Annotated in this window: 16 protein-coding genes; 5 read left to right on the top strand and 11 right to left on the bottom strand. The window is 62.9% G+C overall.

Going from position 1 to position 18416, the window contains the following annotated elements; genetic code table 11:
- Positions 1-101 precede the first annotated feature (101 nt).
- The 6 genes from AC5WNJ_RS14625 to AC5WNJ_RS14650 form a co-directional block, all read right to left on the bottom strand.
- Entirely contained in the window at positions 102-1031 is a 930-nt protein-coding gene (locus AC5WNJ_RS14625; protein ID WP_217485862.1) for a branched-chain amino acid ABC transporter permease, read from the bottom strand.
- Positions 1032-1104: 73 nt separating this feature from the next.
- Positions 1105-1992 carry a branched-chain amino acid ABC transporter permease gene (locus AC5WNJ_RS14630; RefSeq protein WP_043334657.1) on the bottom strand — a complete coding sequence of 296 codons (888 nt, stop codon included), beginning with the start codon at positions 1990-1992 and terminating at the stop codon, positions 1105-1107.
- Between the two features lie 107 nt (positions 1993-2099).
- Complete coding sequence (locus tag AC5WNJ_RS14635; RefSeq protein ID WP_495931061.1) at positions 2100-3281, bottom strand: ABC transporter substrate-binding protein; 1182 nt, start codon at positions 3279-3281, stop codon at positions 2100-2102.
- Between the two features lie 281 nt (positions 3282-3562).
- On the bottom strand, positions 3563-4360 hold the full coding sequence (locus tag AC5WNJ_RS14640) for an ABC transporter ATP-binding protein (RefSeq protein WP_495930057.1): 798 nt from the start codon (positions 4358-4360) through the stop codon (positions 3563-3565).
- Positions 4357-5190 (bottom strand): ABC transporter ATP-binding protein, encoded by an 834-nt coding sequence (locus tag AC5WNJ_RS14645; RefSeq protein WP_495930058.1) that lies wholly within the window; start codon positions 5188-5190, stop codon positions 4357-4359. Before AC5WNJ_RS14645 ends, AC5WNJ_RS14640 begins: the two co-directional genes overlap by 4 nt.
- A gap of 632 nt (positions 5191-5822) precedes the next feature.
- Complete coding sequence (locus AC5WNJ_RS14650) at positions 5823-7205, bottom strand: L-serine ammonia-lyase (protein ID WP_495930059.1); 1383 nt, start codon at positions 7203-7205, stop codon at positions 5823-5825.
- A gap of 263 nt (positions 7206-7468) precedes the next feature.
- Between AC5WNJ_RS14650 and AC5WNJ_RS14655 the strand changes: the two genes are divergently transcribed.
- The 3 genes from AC5WNJ_RS14655 to AC5WNJ_RS14665 all read left to right on the top strand — a co-directional run bounded on the left by AC5WNJ_RS14655 (position 7469) and on the right by AC5WNJ_RS14665 (position 10112).
- Positions 7469-8479, top strand: coding sequence for a LysR substrate-binding domain-containing protein (locus AC5WNJ_RS14655; RefSeq protein ID WP_176677967.1), 1011 nt, complete (start codon positions 7469-7471; stop codon positions 8477-8479).
- Between the two features lie 153 nt (positions 8480-8632).
- Positions 8633-9367, top strand: coding sequence for a hypothetical protein (locus AC5WNJ_RS14660; RefSeq protein ID WP_253064062.1), 735 nt, complete (start codon positions 8633-8635; stop codon positions 9365-9367).
- 418 nt (positions 9368-9785) lie between these two features.
- Positions 9786-10112: a S24/S26 family peptidase gene (locus AC5WNJ_RS14665; RefSeq protein WP_176677969.1), complete on the top strand. Its 327-nt coding sequence runs from the start codon at positions 9786-9788 to the stop codon at positions 10110-10112.
- A 212-nt stretch (positions 10113-10324) separates the two neighbouring features.
- Here AC5WNJ_RS14665 and rpoD read toward each other — a convergent pair whose 3' ends face one another.
- From rpoD to rpsU, 3 genes are all read right to left on the bottom strand, one after another.
- The gene (gene rpoD, locus AC5WNJ_RS14670) at positions 10325-12166 is read right to left on the bottom strand and encodes an RNA polymerase sigma factor RpoD (RefSeq protein ID WP_495930060.1); all 1842 of its coding nucleotides are present in this window, start codon (positions 12164-12166) and stop codon (positions 10325-10327) included.
- 326 nt (positions 12167-12492) lie between these two features.
- On the bottom strand, positions 12493-14583 hold the full coding sequence (gene dnaG / locus AC5WNJ_RS14675; RefSeq protein WP_495930061.1) for a DNA primase: 2091 nt from the start codon (positions 14581-14583) through the stop codon (positions 12493-12495).
- A 227-nt stretch (positions 14584-14810) separates the two neighbouring features.
- Positions 14811-15026, bottom strand: a complete 216-nt coding sequence (gene rpsU / locus AC5WNJ_RS14680) for a 30S ribosomal protein S21 (RefSeq protein ID WP_024951433.1) — start codon at positions 15024-15026, stop codon at positions 14811-14813.
- A 425-nt stretch (positions 15027-15451) separates the two neighbouring features.
- On the opposite strand from rpsU, the gene tsaD reads away from it, so the two are divergent.
- A complete protein-coding gene (gene tsaD / locus AC5WNJ_RS14685) occupies positions 15452-16492 on the top strand; it encodes a tRNA (adenosine(37)-N6)-threonylcarbamoyltransferase complex transferase subunit TsaD (RefSeq protein ID WP_495930062.1) in 1041 nt (346 codons plus the stop codon).
- A gap of 179 nt (positions 16493-16671) precedes the next feature.
- On the opposite strand, the gene folK is transcribed toward tsaD, so the two are convergent.
- A complete protein-coding gene (gene folK / locus AC5WNJ_RS14690; protein ID WP_495930063.1) occupies positions 16672-17211 on the bottom strand; it encodes a 2-amino-4-hydroxy-6-hydroxymethyldihydropteridine diphosphokinase in 540 nt (179 codons plus the stop codon).
- On the bottom strand, positions 17208-17585 hold the full coding sequence (folB, locus tag AC5WNJ_RS14695) for a dihydroneopterin aldolase (RefSeq protein WP_175089595.1): 378 nt from the start codon (positions 17583-17585) through the stop codon (positions 17208-17210). The genes folK and folB overlap by 4 nt, the downstream gene beginning before the upstream one ends.
- 161 nt (positions 17586-17746) lie before the next feature.
- Here folB and AC5WNJ_RS14700 point away from each other — a divergent pair, with 161 nt between their 5' ends.
- A complete protein-coding gene (locus AC5WNJ_RS14700) occupies positions 17747-18367 on the top strand; it encodes a glycerol-3-phosphate acyltransferase (protein ID WP_495930064.1) in 621 nt (206 codons plus the stop codon).
- Positions 18368-18416 lie beyond the last annotated feature (49 nt).

The following is an 18416-nucleotide window of genomic DNA, read 5'->3' on the forward strand; positions in this document are numbered from 1 at the left end:
TTTGATTTAGAACAGGATGGGCCGCTCACTTCTTCTTGCTGACCTCCCATCTTGCTTCTCGCTTTTCCTTCTTGCCCCTCGCCCCCTTACCCCCTCGCCGCTCATTTTTCTTCCCGCTGCTGACGACGCGCGATCCAGCGCTGACATTCCCCGATGATGCCGCTGCGGAAGCTGAGCACGCAGACCACGAAGATGGCGCCCAGAATCACGCTGACCCAATCGCCCAGCGCGGATTGCGCCAACTGATGTTGCAGCCCGATGACCAGCCCGGAGCCTACCAGTGGCCCGAGCAGCGTACCGACGCCGCCCAGCAACGTCATCAGGATCACCTCCCCCGACATGTGCCAGCTGGCATCGCCCAGCGAGGCGAGCTGGAATACCAGCGTCTTGGTCGCACCCGCCAGGCCTGCCAGCCCCGCCGACAGCACGAAGGCCACCAGCTTGTAGGCATCGGTGTGATAGCCCAGCGAGATGGCTCGCGGCTCGTTCTCGCGGATGGCTTTCAGCACCTGACCGAAGGGGGAATGCACCACGCGCCGGATCAGGGCAAAGGCCGCCACGAAGATCGCGAACACGAAGTAATAGAGGGTGTGGTTGTTCGCCAGATCGAACATGCCGAACAGCTCACCGCGCGGCACGCCATGCAGGCCATCCTCGCCGTGGGTGAACGGCGCCTGGATGAAGAAGAAGAACATCATCTGGGCCAGGGCCAGCGTGATCATCGCGAAGTAGATGCCCTGCCGCCGGATGGCCAGCGCCCCGAACAGCGTCCCCAGCACTACCGCGCCGAGCGTACCGGCCACGATACCCAACGCCGGACTCAGGCCCGGGTATTCCGCGAGCAGGAAGCCGGTGATATAGGCGCCCGTGGCCAGGAAGGCGGCATGCCCGAAGGACAGCAGCCCCACGAAGCCGAGCAGTAGATTGAAGGCGCTGGCGAACAGCGCAAAGCACAGAATCTTCATCAGAAAGACGGGATAGGCGACCCAGGGTGCCAGCAACCCGAGCAGGAACAGCACGAGATACAGCATGCCCAGCGGGGTGATTCTGCGCGGCGAGCTGCCTGCACGCGCGGCCTGGTGATCCTGTTGCAGTACGGCCATGTCAGGCCTCCTTTCCGAACAGCCCGGCAGGGCGAAGCATCAACACCATCACCATCACCACGAAGATCACGGTATTGGCGGCTTCGGGATAGAACACCTTGGTCAGCCCCTCGATCAGCCCCATCGCGAGCCCGGTAAGAATGGCGCCGAGAATCGAGCCCATCCCGCCGATGACCACCACCGCGAACACCACGATCAGCAGGCTCGAGCCCATGGTCGGCGAGACGGGATACAAGGGCGCTGCCAGCACGCCGGCGAAGGCGGCAAGCGCCACGCCGAGCCCGTAGGTCAGCGACACCATCAAGGGCACATTGATGCCGAAGGCCTGCACCAGCTCGGGATTCTCGGTTCCCGCGCGCAGATAGGCACCGAGACGCGTGCGCTCGATCAGGAACCAGACTCCGAAGCAGACCACCAACGCCGCCACCAGCACCCAGGCGCGGTAGGTGGGCAGGAACATGAAGCTCAGCTTGAAGCCTCCACTCAGCGCCTCGGGGATCGGATAGCTCGACCCCGAGACACCGAACAGATTCACCAGCGTGCCCTCGAAGATCAGCGCCAGCCCGAAGGTCAGCAACAGGCCATAGAGGTGATCAAGATGCTGGATGCGCCGCAGCAGTAGACGCTCGACCACGATGCCCAGGGCGCCCACCACCAGCGGCACCACGATCAGCGCCGTCCAGTAGTTGAGCCCCAGATATTGCGCTCCCAGCAGCGCCGCGAAGGCGCCCAGCATGTACTGGGCACCATGCGCGAAGTTGATGATGCGCAACAGACCGAAGATCACCGCCAGCCCAAGGCTCAGCAATGCATAGAAGGCACCGTTGATCAGCCCCAGCATCAGCTGACCGAACAGCACCATCAGGGGTATTCCAAAAATCATGGTCATCCGCCCATTCCTTTTCAGCGCCCATTCGCGTCAGCCGCTCGGCGCTGCCGATCATCCGGCCGGCAGCGCCATGTCATACGCCTCAGCGACTCGACTGATGTTCGGCTTCAGCCCTTGACCAGCTCGCACTGGCTGTCCGCCAGCGGTCGGTAGGCTTCAGCGCCGGGAATGGTGCGGATCACGTCATAGACATCCCACTCGCCTTGGGACTCGGAGGGCGCCTTGACCTTGACCAGATACATGTCGTGCACCATGCGCCCATCGGCACGGATGGTGCCGTTGCTGGCGAACATGTCGTTGACCGGCGTCTCACCCATTCTGGCGCGCACGGTGGCGGTGTCATCGCTTCCGGTGGCCGCGACCGCATTCAGGTAATGCAGGGTGCTGGAGTAGATACCGGCCTGCACCATGGTCGGCATGCGCTCATTGCGCTCGTGATAGCGCTGGGACCAGGCACGTGTCTCGTCATTGAGGTCCCAGTACCAGCCGGTGGTGAGCTGCAGCCCCTGCGCCACCTCAAGCCCCAGGGCATGCACGTCGTTGAGGAAGATCAGCAGCCCCGCCAGCGACTGCCCGGCCTGCACCACGCCGAACTGACTCGCCGTGGTCAACGCATTGACGGTGTCCGACCCGGCATTGGCCAGCCCGACGATCTTGGCCCCGGAGCCCTGCGCCTGCAGGATGTAGGAGGAGAAATCACTGGTCGGGAATGGATGACGTACCTTGCCGACGATGGTGCCGCCGTTCTCGTTCACCACCTTTTCCACATCGCCTTCCAGGGCATGACCGAAGGCGTAGTCCGCGGTCAGCAGGAACCAGCTGTCGCCGCCTTCATCGACGATCGCCTTGGCCGTGCCATGCGCCAGCGGATAGGTGTCGTACACCCAGTGGACATGATTGGGCGTGCAATGCTCATTGGTGATGCTGGAAGCCGCCGAGCCGGAAACGATTCCCAGCGTGTCCTGTTCGGCGAGAATCCGCGTCACCGCGATGCTCACCGATGAGGCCACCAGCCCGGCGACCATGTCGACATTCTGCTGATCGATCCAGCCGCGCACCGTATTGGCACCGACATCGGCGCTGTTGCGGTCATCGGCACTCAATACCTCGATCGGCATGCCGTTGACGCTGCCGCCGAAGTCCTCGACCGCCATCTTGAGTGCATCGAGGCCGCCCGGGCCTGCCAGGTCACGATAGGTGCCTGACATGTCGGCCAGGTAACCGATCTTGATCACGCCGTCGCTGATATCGGCCTGCGCGATTCCCGCCGACAGCAGTGATCCCACCATGAGCGCGGACAGCGGCAACAGGCGCCGGCGTGTTGCCGCCGTGATGCGGCGTGACAACGGTAACGCGACGGGGATGGCACTGGATGAAACGGTGGCACTGGATGAAACGGTGGCGCTGGATGTAGCAGTGGCGTTGGATGAAGCGGTGGCGTGCATGACATCTCCAAGCCGGATTACCCGGCAATATTGTGATTGTTGTGGCGAGACGTGCGGACTTCAGATTGGCGAGTGCAAAGGCCGTGCATGGCGGCCAGCCTGTGCAGCTCATCCCGAGCGGGAGCTCAGACCCCCAGTACCTTGTGCAGATATTCGTGGCGGGCCGGCAATTCAGCCGCGCTGATCTCTTCCAGAATGGTGCCGTGCTCCATCAGGTAATGACGGTCGGCCAGCGGGGCGGCAAAGCGGAAATTCTGCTCCACCAGCACGATGGTCATGCCGCGCGCCTTCAGCATCATCAGCACTTCGGCCAGCTTCTGGTTGATGACCGGCGCCAGCCCCTCGGTGATCTCATCCAGCAGCAGCAGGTCCGCCCCGGTGCGCAGGATGCGCGCCAACGCCAGCATCTGCTGCTCGCCACCGGAAAGGCGCGTGCCCTGACTGGTGCGCCGCTCATGCAGATTGGGGAACAGGGCATAGAGCTCATCCAGCGACATGCCCCGGCTCTGATCCTGGCTCCGGCCCTGGTCATGTCCTGTGCTCTTGACCAGCGGTGGCAGCAGCAGATTCTCCTCGACGCTCAGACTGGCGAAGATGCCGCGCTCCTCTGGGCAGAAACCGACACCGAGATGAGCGATGCGATGCGGTGCCAGCCCCATGCTGTCCTGCCCCTTGATGAGGATCTCGCCGCTGCGCCGGCCGACCATGTTCATGATCGCGCGCAGCGTGCTGCTGCGTCCGGCCCCGTTGCGCCCCAGCAAGGTCACCAGTTCACCGCGCCGCACCATCATATTGACGCCATGCAGCACATGGGACTCGCCGTACCAGGCGTTCAGCTCGCGCAGGCAGAGCTGCTCTTCCCCCAGCGGCGAGTCGGCCGCCGAGGCTTGCCTGTCCGTCGCCTGCTCCATAACCACCGTCATGAAACCTCCTTGTGCGCATCCGCCGTGGACTCGGGCGCTTCACTGCCCAGATACGCCTCGCGCACCTCGGGGTTGGCCGACACGCTGGCGTAATCGCCTTCCGCCAGCACCCGTCCGCGCGCCAGCACGCTGATGCGATCGCACAGACGGCTGACCACGCTCAGATTGTGCTCGACCATCAGCACCGTACGGCCCCGCGCCGCGACACGAATCAGCTCGACCACACGGTCCACATCCTCGGCGCCCATGCCTTGGGTCGGCTCGTCCAGCAGCATCAGCGTGGGCTCAAGCGCCAGCGTGGTCGCCAGCTCCAGCGCCCGCTTGCGGCCATAGGGCAGACTGGCGGTCACACGGTGGGCGTCATCGCGTAGCCCTACCTGATCCAGCAGGTGCAGCGCCTGCTCGTTCAAGCTGTCGAGGCTGCGTTCCGGCTTCCAGAAATGAAACGAGGTGCCCTGGGGGCGTTGCAGGGCGACCCGCACGTTCTCGAGCACCGTCATCTGGGAAAACACCGCCGATATCTGGAAAGAGCGCACCAAGCCCAGGCGCGCGATCTCATGCGACTTCATGCGGGTGATGGATTTGCCGCGGTAGAGAATCTCGCCGCGAGTGGCCGGCAGAAAACGTGTCAGTAGATTGAAGACTGTCGTCTTGCCGGCGCCATTGGGGCCGATCAGGGCGTGGATATGCCCTTCCTGCACCTGGAGATTGACGTCATCGACGGCCGTGAAACCTCGAAAGTCCTTGCTCAAGCCACGCGTCTCGAGAATCGGGGCTGTCGCGGATGCGCCCCCGCTGGCACGCGGCCCCTGAATGGGCGGTGATGGCATGTCAGTACTCCGTCCTGACCGGCAAGCCGGTGGTCTGTGTCTTCCAAGAGACATGGGGGCTGTTCGTCAGCGCTGATGCCCGCAACGTCCGCCCGCAATGTCTGCCCGCAACATCACGGCTCGTCGTCGACACGCAGTATCAACAGGAGGCGCTATCCACAGGCCTTGGTCACAGACCCTGTCCACTGGCCCTGGTCAAGGCGCAATCTACAGACAGCTCTGCCAGGCCTTCGATACGATCCATCGTTACGATCCATCGTTGCGATCAGCGCAACTGACGTTAACGTAAACTAGAATAGCAAGAGGCGCGCTGCCAGCGGCAAGCGCGCTCACTCGACCAATAGCCGATATATCAGCGACTTCTTTACAAGGCAGCCATCCCGAGACATCTCAAAGCCGGCAGATACCCCACCAGCCCGAGCCGAACAGTCGAGATGAGCGTAACTCCCGCCATAAAAAAGACGCCTGTCCGTCGCGGAATACCGCGCCGAAGAGGCGTCAACGAGGGTTGCCGAGATCATGACCTCTGGCCGGAGATCACGTACCTGACAAGAGACAACGGGTTTGGCCGGAGGCGGCAGGCCTCCGGCGGAAAGTCATATCAGCTCATATTGGAGTGGCGACCGGTCGAATCAGCATTCGATGGCGTTGACCGCGAGACCGCCCTTGGAGGTCTCCTTGTACTTTTCCTGCATGTCACGGCCGGTATCGCGCATGGTGCGGATCGCCTTGTCCAGCGAGACGAAGTGATCGCCATCGCCACACATCGCCATCTGGGCGGCATTGATCGCCTTGACCGAGGCAATCGCATTGCGCTCGATGCAGGGAATCTGCACCAGGCCGCCGATCGGGTCACAGGTCAGCCCCAGATTGTGCTCGAGACCGATTTCCGCCGCGTTCTCGACCTGCTCCGGCGTCGCGCCCATCAGCTCGGCAAGCCCGGCAGCCGCCATGGCGCAGGCGGAGCCCACCTCGCCCTGACAGCCGACTTCCGCGCCGGAGATGGAGGCGTTCTTCTTGCACAGGATGCCCACCGAGGCTGCCGTGAGCAGGAAGTCGACCACGTCCTCCTCACGAGCATCCTCCTGGAATTTCATGTAATAGCTGAGCACCGCCGGAATGATGCCGGCCGCGCCATTGGTCGGCGCCGTCACCATACGACCACCTCCCGCGTTCTCTTCATTGACCGCCAGCGCGAACAGGTTGACCCAGTCCATCGCCGAGAAGGTCGAGGTGATGATTGACTTGCTGGATTCCACATCCAGCAGACGCGCATGCAGACGCTTGGCACGGCGCTTGACGTTGAGCCCGCCGGGCAGCACGCCTTCGTGCGTCAGGCCGTTGTCGATGCACTCGTTCATCACTTCCCAGATGCGCCATAGCCCACGACGCACCTGGGTCTCGCTGCGCAGCGCACATTCGTTGGCCATCATCAGCTCGCTGATGCGCATCTTGTGCATACGACACAGCGCCAGCAGCTCATTGGCGGTGTTGAATTCATACGGCAGACGCAGGCTTTCGTCTTCCAGCAGCGGGTCACGCGCGGCCTCGACCTCGTCGACCACGAAACCGCCACCCACCGAGTAATAGACATTGCGATACAGCTCATCGCAGTGGCCGTAGGCGATCAGACGCATGGCATTGGGGTGATACGGCAGCGGCGCATCGTGCCACTGCATGTCACGCACCCATACGAAGGGCACCGCGATGCGGTTGTCGAGCAGCAGTGTCTGGGACTCCAGCAGCTCTTCGATGCAGGGGTCGATGATCGCAGGGTCGATCGTTTCCGGCAGCTCGCCCATCAGGCCGAGGATGGTCGCCTTGTCGGTACCGTGGCCTACGCCGGTGGCAGACAGCGAACCATGCAATTGCACCTCGATGCGCGCCACGCGCTCCAGCTGGTCGCGCGAGCGCAGGGTCTCGACGAACTGCGCGGCAGCACGCATCGGGCCGACGGTGTGCGAGCTGGAGGGGCCGACACCGACCTTGAAGAGATCAAATACACTGATGGACATGAAACACCTCATCTCGGAAACTCGCCGCGCCTGAGCGCCTGCCAGTGGATGAGGCAATGATGATGGATGGGGGCGGGACGCGACAAACCATAAAAATTGGTCGTGGGTTTAGCCTGACTAAACCCTATGCATCAAAAACGGCGTAAACTATGCGCTTTGCGCCACCTTGTGCCGTGATGCCTTTAGCTACCACCGCCATCTGCGTCTGGCCATCGCGGTTTCTCCCTCACTATCTGCCTCCAGCGCTTGCATGAGACCCGCCCATGACGTCTTCCCTCGACAACACGCCTGGTACTGGCCCCGTCGTGCCGCCGACGGCGACCGGCACGCCCGCCACCACACCGAGCCTGCGCCACCTGAATGGTCAGACCCATGCCTGGCTGCAGGTATTTGCCTGCGCCGCACGTCATGGCTCCTTCACGCGTGCGGCGGAAGAACTGCACGTCACCACCGGCGCGGTGAGTCAGCAGATCAAGCAGCTGGAGGAGCGGCTGGGCTTCAAGCTGTTTCTGCGTCGTTCACGCGGACTCGAGCTGACAGGGGAAGGCGCGCGACTGGCGCGCGTGGTGGAGCAGTCCTATAGCGCGGTGGGACTGGAGGTCAAACGGCTGCGCAGCGGCTTGATGAGCGGTGTGCTCAGGTTGCGTTCGGTGCCGTCATTTCTCTCCAAATGGCTGGCGCCCCGACTGCCACGCCTGCAGGCACGCTTTCCGGATATCGAGCTGCACGTGCGCGCCGAGGACAGTGACTCGCCGCTGCGCGAGGGCGATTTCGAGCTGGCGGTCGACCTCAACGACGGCCACTACCCGGGGATGCAGGTCACCGACCTGATGGAAGAGGAGATCTTCCCCGTCTGCCATCCTGGCCTGATGCGCGGACGCCCACCGCTGCGCAGCGCAGAGGACCTCGCCTGGTATCCGCTGCTGCATGACATCACCGCCTGGCGCGGCAGTCACGATCACGCCGAGTGGGAATTCTATCTGGCCAGCATCGGCGCCCCCGAGATCAACGTTCAGCGTGGCTATACCTTCAACCGCAACCATCTGTCGATGGAAGCTGCCATCGCCGGCATGGGAGTCGCGATGGCAAGGCGCACGCTGATCACCGACGAGCTGTCCCGCGGCACACTGATCGCGCCCTTCACACAGCGGGTACTGACCGGCAAGCGCTACGTCATCGTCCACCCCCACGGCACCCTGGATGATGGCCGTATCCAGGCCGTGCATGACTGGATCGTCGAGGAGGCCGAGCGTGATCGGTTACGTAAGGGCTGACGTAGATTTGCGCTTTACGCAACATCGATGCTGAATTGGAATCTCACAGTTTTCTTACCAGAATATTAACTGGCCACCTTTGCACCGTTATAATGAGCAGGCAAACAAGATTTCCATCCTGACAGGCAGTCCATGGACTGTCCGGAGAGCCCCATGTCCCGCCTGACTTCGCATACCCGACATCACCAGACTGTCCCACTCCCCATCAGCGCCGAACAACCGCTGTATGGTGGCAAGCCCACCTCGCTCTTCATGCAGGCCTGCCTGCGCCTGGCCATCTATGCGCCGCTGGTGGCTGCGATGATGTCGCTGGTCATGCATGATGCCTACCACTTCGGTGATGTCGGCTTCAGCGAAGCCAGCTGGACAGAACACATGCAGAGCACTCTGCTGGCGTTGAGCGCAGCCACCATGTGGTTGGTGCATTCACGCCTGCCGGACCTGCGCACCATCAGCCTGCTGCTGTTCGGCCTGTTCGCGGCGTCCCTGATCCGTGAACAGGATGCCCTGCTCGACGACATGATCGGCGATGGCAGTTGGCAGTTCCTGGTCAGCGTGGTCGCGATCCCGGTCATCATCGGCGTATGGCGCAACCGCAGCCGCTTCATCGCCGAGTTCGAGCACTTCGGACGCAGCTTCGCGTTCGGCCTGTTCGGCGCCGGCTTCCTGGCGACCTACGTCTTCTCACGCCTCTACGGTCGCTCGGAATTCTGGGAAACCCTGATGGGGGACTCCTACCTGCGTTCGGTCAAGAATGCCGCCGAGGAAGTCACCGAACTGTTCGGCTACACCCTGATGGCCATCGCCGTAATCGAGATCGTGCTGCTGGCGATCCGCATGGGCCGCCAGCGCCGCGCCCTGCTGCGTGAGCTCAAGGCCAACGACTGAGCCCGGCAACAAAACCTTCTTGCCGAGCTGCACGCAAGACCTGTCGCACGACCGTCACTTCGCCCTGCCCCATGAAACAACGCGAAGTGACGTGACATGAAGCACAGCGTGAAGCACAGGAGACAGACCCGTGACTCTCCCAAAAGCCGCTGCTCACCTGAGCCGCGGCTTTTTTCGTTTCTACTCTCAACAGGCTTCGCGAGACAGTCTCTGCTCGACAGCCTTCTCTCGACAGGCTGCGCTAGACAGCCGTCTCTCGATAGCCATTGCGCGAGGCAGTGACCGGAAACGGCTGGACACCAAATGAGAATGATTATATTTTACTAAGCAGTGGATACAATTCAACTATCGCCACTGCCACAGGAAAGCACCGACAGGATCTTGACCGTGTCATGCCCTCATTCTCAAGGAGCCTCACATGCGCTGGTTCAGTAGCTACCGCTTGCACGGTCATAGTCTTGCCCCCAGTCTCCCGCAGCACAGCCTCATCATCAGCATGCGCTGGCCCAGCCGCTGGCGATTGACGCCCGGCGCCACCGTCGTGGTGGAACATCCCAGGCTCGGCCAGCTGGTCAAGCGCCTGCATCGCATCGATGACAATGGTCGCCTGTGGCTACGTGGCGAGCACCCCGACGGCTTGAGCAGCGAGCAGATGGGGCCAGTCTCCCGTCAGTGCATCAAGGGCCGTGTCATCTTCAGCGTGGCGGCGACGCCCTCGTCTCACCAGTTGCGCCACGGCGCCTGATAGCCCCCCCAGGGCACATCACGCAGCTCTGGAACGACATAGTTCGAAGGTGGCAAGATCCGTAAAGACAAGCCTGAAGGCGGCCAACCCCGCAGAGAAAGACCCGTAACGTAAAGCCCGCAAACGACAACGCCCGCCTCCCATTCACATGGGGGCGGGCGTTGTCTTGTCAGCGGGGCCAGCAGTCGAGGCGTGGCCCCGAGCGCTTCAGATCACTCTTCCATGAAGGAACGCAGTGACTCGGAGCGTGACGGGTGACGCAGCTTGCGCAGCGCCTTCGCTTCGATCTGACGGATACGCTCACGGGTGACATCGAACTGCTTGCCGACTTCCTCGAGGGTATGGTCGGTGTTCATGTCGATACCGAAGCGCATGCGCAGCACCTTGGCTTCACGTGCGGTCAGGCCAGACAGGATACCGCGGGTCGCTTCGATCAGACCTTCGCCTGTGGCGGAGTCGATCGGCGAGACCATGGTGCCGTCCTCGATGAAGTCACCCAGGTGCGAATCATCATCGTCACCGATCGGCGTCTCCATGGAGATGGGCTCCTTGGCGATCTTGAGTACGCGACGCACCTTGTCTTCCGGCATCTCGAGACGCTCGCCCAGCTCTTCCGGCGTCGGCTCGCGACCCATTTCCTGCAGCATCTGACGCGAGACACGGTTCAGCTTGTTGATGGTCTCGATCATGTGTACCGGAATACGGATGGTGCGTGCCTGGTCCGCGATGGAGCGGGTGATCGCCTGACGGATCCACCAGGTGGCGTAGGTCGAGAACTTGTAACCACGACGGTACTCGAACTTGTCCACGGCCTTCATCAGACCGATGTTGCCTTCCTGGATGAGATCCAGGAACTGCAGACCACGGTTGGTGTACTTCTTGGCGATGGAGATGACCAGACGCAGGTTGGCCTCGACCATTTCCTTCTTGGCACGACGCGCCTTGGCTTCACCGATCGACAGGCGACGGTTCACTTCCTTCAGCTCGCTGACCGGCAGCTGGACCATGTCCTGCTCGAAGGCGATCTTGCGCTGGGCACGCAGCACGTCGGCACGGAACGGCTCGAGCTTGTCGGCGTACTTCTTGCTGCCGCCGATGAAGCTGTCGAACCACTCCATGTCGGATTCGTGGCCCGGGAAGGCCTTGATGAAGCTCTTGCGTGGCACCTTGCCGCGCTTGACGAAGATCTGCAGGATGACCTTCTCCTGCTCACGCACCTGCTCGACAGATACGCGAACCTGACCGACCAGACGCTCGAAGTGCTTGGGCACCAGCTTGATCGGCGAGAACAGCTCGGCAAGACGCTCCTGCTCGGCCTTCGCCTCGGCAGAGCCGGAGCCGTACTTCTCGATGGCGGCCTTGGTCGCATCGTTCTGCTCTCGGATCTGCTCGAAACGGACACGAGCCAGCTCGGGGTCCGGACCGCCTTCGGAAGCGGTGTCGTCATCTTCGTCTTCGTCGTCGCCCTCGGACTCTTCGCCCTCGGGAATCTCCTCGACTTCCTCGACTTCGACTTCCGCGACACCCGGGACGCCCTCGTCAGGGTCGATGAAACCGGAGAAGAGATCGGACAGACGTCCACCGTCTTCGCCCAGAGTGCCGTCGTAAGCTTCCAGAATGGAGTCGACTGCCCCCGGCAAGAATGCCAGCGACGACATCACCTCACGCGTGCCCTCTTCGATCCGCTTGGCGATCTTGATTTCGCCTTCGCGAGTCAGGAGTTCCACGGTGCCCATCTCACGCATGTACATGCGCACGGGGTCGGTGGTGCGTCCCACATCGCTTTCCACCGCGGCGAGAGCGGCAACGGCCTCTTCGGCGGCAGACTCGTCAGTGGAGGAATCAGACATCATCAAGGTATCGGCATCGGGCGCTTCTTCCGCGACCTTGATGCCCATATCGTTGATCATGCTGATGATGTCTTCCACCTGTTCGGGATCAGCGATATCCTCGGGCAGGTGATCGTTGACCTCGGCATAGGTCAGGTAACCCTGTTCCTTGCCGCGCGCGATCAACTCCTTGAGACGCGACTGCTGCTGCGCATTACCAGCCATAGAACCCCTATCTCGACGAAGAAGAATGAAACACCTGGACGCGACGCGGCTCAGCGAGTGAGCATGGCGCCGGTATAGGGACGAAGAGAGCATCAAGCGCACCAGTATAGCGTGCCATCAGGAGATGCTGCCAGCGGCGTATTTGCCGGACCATCCAGGTGTGTTAGCGTTATCGGTTACGTTGCGGCAGTCCGCATCGGGAGCTACCTCATTAAATAGTGGGCATGAGTGCGTCTTTCAAGGCCATGGGGCGTATTTTCCTGCGCCATCGCCTCAGCTCTCACGGCATTTCCACCATTGTCGGCCTTCCTGGCACCGAGACTGCGTCAGCGCCGTGTTGCCAGCTCCATCAGCAGGGCCATCAGCCGCTGCTTCTCTTCTGCCGACAACTTCTCGCCACGCTTTTCCTTGGCCAGCAAGGCCTGATATTCCGCTTCCGGCGTGGTGCGCGCCTGCTGATGCTGGCAATGCTCCACCAGCCCCTTCAGTTCTTCGCTGCGCACGTCACGCGGAATCAGCAATTCACGGGCTGCCAGCTGCTCAAGTCTCGGCCCCTGTGCGGTACCGAGGAAGTGCGCCAACAGCACCTGAGGCGAACGATACTGCCCCGCCTTCAGGAGACGCACCACATCCTTCAACAGTTGCGCATCCTCGCTGTCGGCCGGCTCACCCGCCCCCTCTATCCACTCATTGGAGTCAGGCAGCTCAGCGACCAGCTGAGGCTCGTGCACCAGAAGATGCAACAGGCGCGTCAGCATGCTGACCGAGGTGCGCTTCTGAGGCCTGGCCGGCGTCGCGCGCGAAGCTTGAGCGCCCTGGCCCGCAGGCATCTCGCCATGCGACTGCCAGTCATCCGGCTGCCAGCCATCGGGCTCGCCATCGCCGAAGCCGGCATCTGCCATCGCCTCCAGCGACGACCACTCGTCCTGCGCGTCGCTCAGCGTCGCACCGTCCTGAGAACTGGCAGCAGGCGTTGAGCGCGGTGCCGAGTGTGTCGCGCCGGGCTGACGTTGCTGCTGTTGCAAACGCTGCTGCGGTTGCTGACGTAGTTGCTGGTGCTGACGCAGCCGTGCCTGCTGGGCTTCACGCGCCGCGGCGCGCTCCACCAGCATGGCATCCAGCCGCTCACGCTCCAGACCACTGCGTCGTTCCAGCTCCTTGAGCAGCAGCGAGCGCAGCACCCCTTCGGGCACGCGCGAGATCCACTCCAGCGCCTGGGTCACGAACCGCTCGAGCTGCTCCATGCGCTTGAGGTCGCGTCCTTCCGCGGCCTGCTCGAACAGGAACTCGGAGAGCCCGGAGGCGCAGGTGACACGCTTCTCGAACGCCTCCTGACCCTCGCTGCGCACCAGGGAATCCGGGTCCTCGCCTTCCGGCAGGAACAGGAAGCGCGCCTGACGGCCATCGATCATGACCTCGAGCACGGTTTCCAGCGCGCGCCGCGCCGCCTGCCGACCGGCCTTGTCGCCGTCGAAGCAGAACACCACCTCATCGACCAGGCGATAGAGCCGCTTGAGGTGCTCCTCACTGGTCGCGGTGCCAAGAGTCGCGCAGGCATTGCGAATCCCGTACTGCGCCAGCGCCACCACGTCCATGTAGCCTTCGACGATCAGCATGCGTTCCAGCTTGCGATTCGCCTCACGGGCTTCATACAGGCCGTAGAGCTCGCGCCCCTTGTGGAAGACGGGAGTCTCGGGAGAATTCAGGTATTTGGGCTTGGCATCGCCCATCACGCGACCGCCGAAGGCGATGGTGCGGCCTTTCCAGTCACGGATCGGGAACATCACGCGATCACGGAAGCGGTCATAGCGGCGGCCGCTTTCCTCGTGGTGGATCAGCAGACCGTATTCAATCTGCACATCCTCGCTGACACCCAGCTTGCTCAGGTGATGCTTGAGGTGCTCCCAGCCTTCCGGCGCGAAGCCGATGCCGAAGTCACGCATGACCTCGCGCGACAGACCCCGCCCTTCCAGATATTCACGTGCCGGCTGCGCGGCCGGTTCCGTCAGGCGCTGACGATAGAAGTCCGCGGCCGCCTCGAGCAGATTGACACCCTCTTCACGGGCCTGCTCGCGACGCTGCCGCTCACGGCGCTCGTGCGGACTCTGGTTGCCACCTTCGCGCGGCACTTCAAGCGCCAGCCGCGAAGCCAGCTGCTCCACGGCCTCGGGGAACGGCAAGCGATCGAACTCCATCAGGAACTTGAGCGCACTGCCGCTCGCCCCGCACCCGAAGCAGTGATAGAACTGCTTGTCCGGGATGACGTTGAACGAGGGAGAGTTTTCCTGATGGAACGGGCAGAGGCCGACATAGCTCTTGCCGGCCTTCTTCAGCTGGACGCGCTCACCCACTACCTCGACCACGTCGGTGCGGGCCAGCAGATCGTCAATGAAGCCTTGGGGGATGAGACCAGCCATGATTCGCCAGAAGTCGTGGAAAAACGGACTGACCGCAAGATAGTGCCGGCTCAGCAAAGTGAGCGGCTACCTTCGGGTCAGGCCATTCCTCGAGTTAGCGACATGTGCCAGTGGCGGCACATGGCTCGAGAACGAACGGACCACTAGAGACAAAAACAAGCGGCCACCGTGAGGCAGCCGCTTGGTGTCCTTCCAGAGAGCAGAATATCACTCCCCAAAAGTACGGATCAGTAGAGACGCTCGAAACGCTTGCGCTCACGCTGAACCTTCTTGGCGTGGCGCTTTACAGCGGCCGCCTGCTGACGCTTGCGAACAGCTGTCGGCTTCTCGTAGTGCTCACGACGACGCACTTCGGAAAGAACACCGGCTTTTTCGCAGGAGCGCTTGAAACGGCGCAGGGCGACGTCGAACGGCTCGTTGTCACGTACTTTAACTGAAGGCATTAAACACTCACCTACCTTGAGATCATGAGTTCGGTTTGAACGCACATCCGGTGCAGCCACTCCTCAGGAGCCACCAGCCAGCGACGGTAAACCGCCACCTGCAGGTCGATCCAGCATCAATCAGTCGTCTGCGACACCACCGGTGAGGGTAGCCGTAGCTGGCTGGAATCATGATTCGGGGAGCTTTTGCGGGGTGGTCGGATGCACGACCCAGTCTTGCAGAGTGCCATATTCTAGACACCCGCCCCCGGCTTTGCAAACGCGGAAACCGGAAATCCTCTCTCCCTCAACGCCAGCTGGCGCGACACTCGTGCCCACAGCCAGTAGAATGTCGCGCATTCACGGCACACACGCCTCTCGGGCTCGCTCAGGCAGCCTCGCTGGCCGTGCCGCCCTCTACTTCTGATACTTCCTGAGAGTCAGCCATGCGTGTGCTCGGCATCGAGACTTCCTGCGACGAGACCGGCGTCGCCATCTACGACACGGACCAGGGCCTGCTTGCAGATGCCCTCTACAGCCAGATCGCCATGCACGCCGAGTTCGGCGGCGTGGTGCCGGAACTGGCGTCGCGTGATCACACTCGCAAGCTGCTGCCGCTGATCCAGCAGGTGATGGATGAAGCGCAGCTCAAGGCTGCCGACATCAATGCCATCACCTATACCGCAGGCCCGGGCCTGGTCGGTGCGCTGATGGTCGGCGCGTCCACCGCACATGGGCTCGCCAAGGCGTGGAAAGTGCCAGTGCTCGGCGTCCACCACATGGAAGGCCACCTGCTGGCACCGATGCTGGAAGACGATGCGCCCGAATTCCCCTTCGTGGCGCTGCTGGTCTCCGGCGGACACACCCAGCTGGTCGCGGTGCGCGGACTGGGCGAATACGAGCTGCTCGGCGAGTCCGTGGATGACGCCGCCGGCGAAGCCTTCGACAAGGCCGCCAAGATGCTGGAACTGCCCTACCCCGGCGGCCCACAGGTCGCGAAGCTGGCCGAACAGGGCGATCCCAAACGCTATCGCTTCCCGCGCCCGATGACGGACCGCCCGGGCCTCGACTTCAGCTTCTCCGGCCTCAAGACCCACACCATGGTCACGCTCAAGAAGGCCAAGGCCGCGGATGACCTGGATGAGCAGCACTGCGCCGATATCGCACGCGCCTTCGAGGAAGCCGTGGTCGACACCCTGGTCATCAAGTGTCGTCGCGCGCTGGACCAGACCGGCCTCAAGCGCCTGGTCGTCGCCGGTGGCGTGAGTGCCAACACCCGCCTGCGTGAACGCCTGAGCCATGAGCTGACCAAGCGCAATGCCCGCGCCTACTACCCGCGTGGCCGCTTCTGCACCGACAACGGCGCGATGATCGCCTACGTGGGCGCGCAGCGCCTGAATGCCGGCGAGCAGGACACCGGCCCGATGAAGGCCGTGCCGCGCTGGCCGCTGGACAGCCTGGCGGCCCCGAGCACAGCGCAGGACTGAGGCTCAGCCCTGCCAGACGCCAGCGCCCTGCCAGGCGACAACGGCCTGCCAGACGACAACGCCCTGCCGATGAGAATCGGCAGGGCGTTGTCGTTGAGGGGCCGGTCACACTCACCGCCGGACACTGACACCAGCAATATGGCGCCTGATGGCGTCAGGCTGGGGCATCAAGAGCAGTGTCAGACCGTGGCATCAGCGCGAGAGATCATGCGGCAACGCCAGCTGAAGTCCACCGGCCACAACGGCTGCTGTTCGGCGCGCCCGGCGGCCACGAACGCCTTCCACAGCGAGGCGTAATCCTCGCCGGTGACGGGGTGGCGCTCTTCGCCGAACGACTCGGCCAGCGGCAGCAGCACGAAGGCATTGCGATTGACCTCATCGCGCGGCAGCATCACGCCATCGACCTCCCCGGTCAGGGTACCGACGGTCAGCAGGTCCAGATCCAGGGTACGCGGGCTGAACTTGGCGCTGTTCTTGAGGCGGCCGTTGGCCAGCTCGAGCTGCTTGCACCAGGCCTGCAATTCGCCGACGCTCCAGTCGCTCTCGAAACCTGCGACCAGATTGAGGAAGTTGCGCCCGTCGACGAAGCCCACCGGCTCGCTCTCGTAGACGGAGGACAGCGTCAGGTTGCCGAAGGTCGCTTGCAGCGCATCCAGGCAGACCCGCACATGATGCTCACGCTCGATATTGCTACCGATGGAGATCAGTACCAGACTCATGCCGGCGCATCCGAGGCGGCATCGAGGCTACCGCGCACGATACGCACGCCAACGGCGGCGGCTTCCGGCACGGCGCCTGGCTTGCGCACCGTCATGGTCAGCCAGGGGATGCCGAATTCTTCACGCAGCAGGGCTGCCAGGCGCTCGGCGAAGGTTTCCACCAGCTCGAAACGGCTATCTTCGGCAAAGGTCTGGATGCGCGCGCTGATGGCGGCATAGTCCAGGGTGTGCGTCAGGTCATCGTCGGCAGCTGCGGCACGAATATCCGTGGCCATTTCCAGATCCATCACCAGACGCTGGCGAATGGTACGCTCCCAGTCATAGACACCAATCACGGTTTCCACGACCAGAGCCTCGATCAGCACACGATCCACGGCGTTACCTCTATGCTTGTCGAATGAACGAATAAAAACGACGCCCAAGGCCCCGCCATCATGCGACTGATTCTACTGCACCCGGCCCCTGCTTGGCCAAGCCGCCTGCCCCTCTCTCCCTGCCTGTGTGCGACACCCCGGACACTCAGCGAGTCGGCATCATGTTGACGGGCCTGATCGAGTGGGGTGCGCAACTGGCCACCTGGCAACAGTTGAGCCTGCTGATCGCCGTGGCCTACGCCAGTGGTTCGGTGCTGGGCGCGGTGTGGATCTGTCAGCGACTGGGGCTGCCCGACCCACGCCTGGCGGGCTCCTTCAATCCGGGCTTCTCCAATGTGCTGCGGCTGCATGGCGCACTGCCCGCCGCCCTGGTGCTGACCTTCGATGCCGCCAAGAGCATCCCGGCACTCTGGCTGGGGCTGGCGCTCTCGCTGCCGCCCTGGGCTCTGGGATTGATCGGGCTGGCCGTGCTGGTCGGCCACAGCCTGCCGCTGTGGCACCGTGGCCATCGCGGTGGCAAGGCCGTGGCCGCCGCCTTTGGCGTGCTGCTGATGCTGGCGCCAGGCGTCGCCTTGAGCTGCGCCGCATTATGGGTCGGGCTGGCATGGCGACTGCGCACGGCAGCCATCGCCTCGCTGGTGGCCGGACTGGCGGCACCCCTGTTCAGCCTGTGGCTGGCACCGCAGATGAGCGGCGTGATTCTGGTCTTCGCCAGTCTGATCGTGATTCGTCATGCGCTGAATCTGCGCCGCCTGAGCGATGGCAGCGAACCGCGCCTGTAAGCATGCTCTGCTCGCACGCACGCAGCGCACTGCTCATGAAAAACACGCT

This window comes from Cobetia sp. PDI-23MA, from assembly GCF_059507735.1.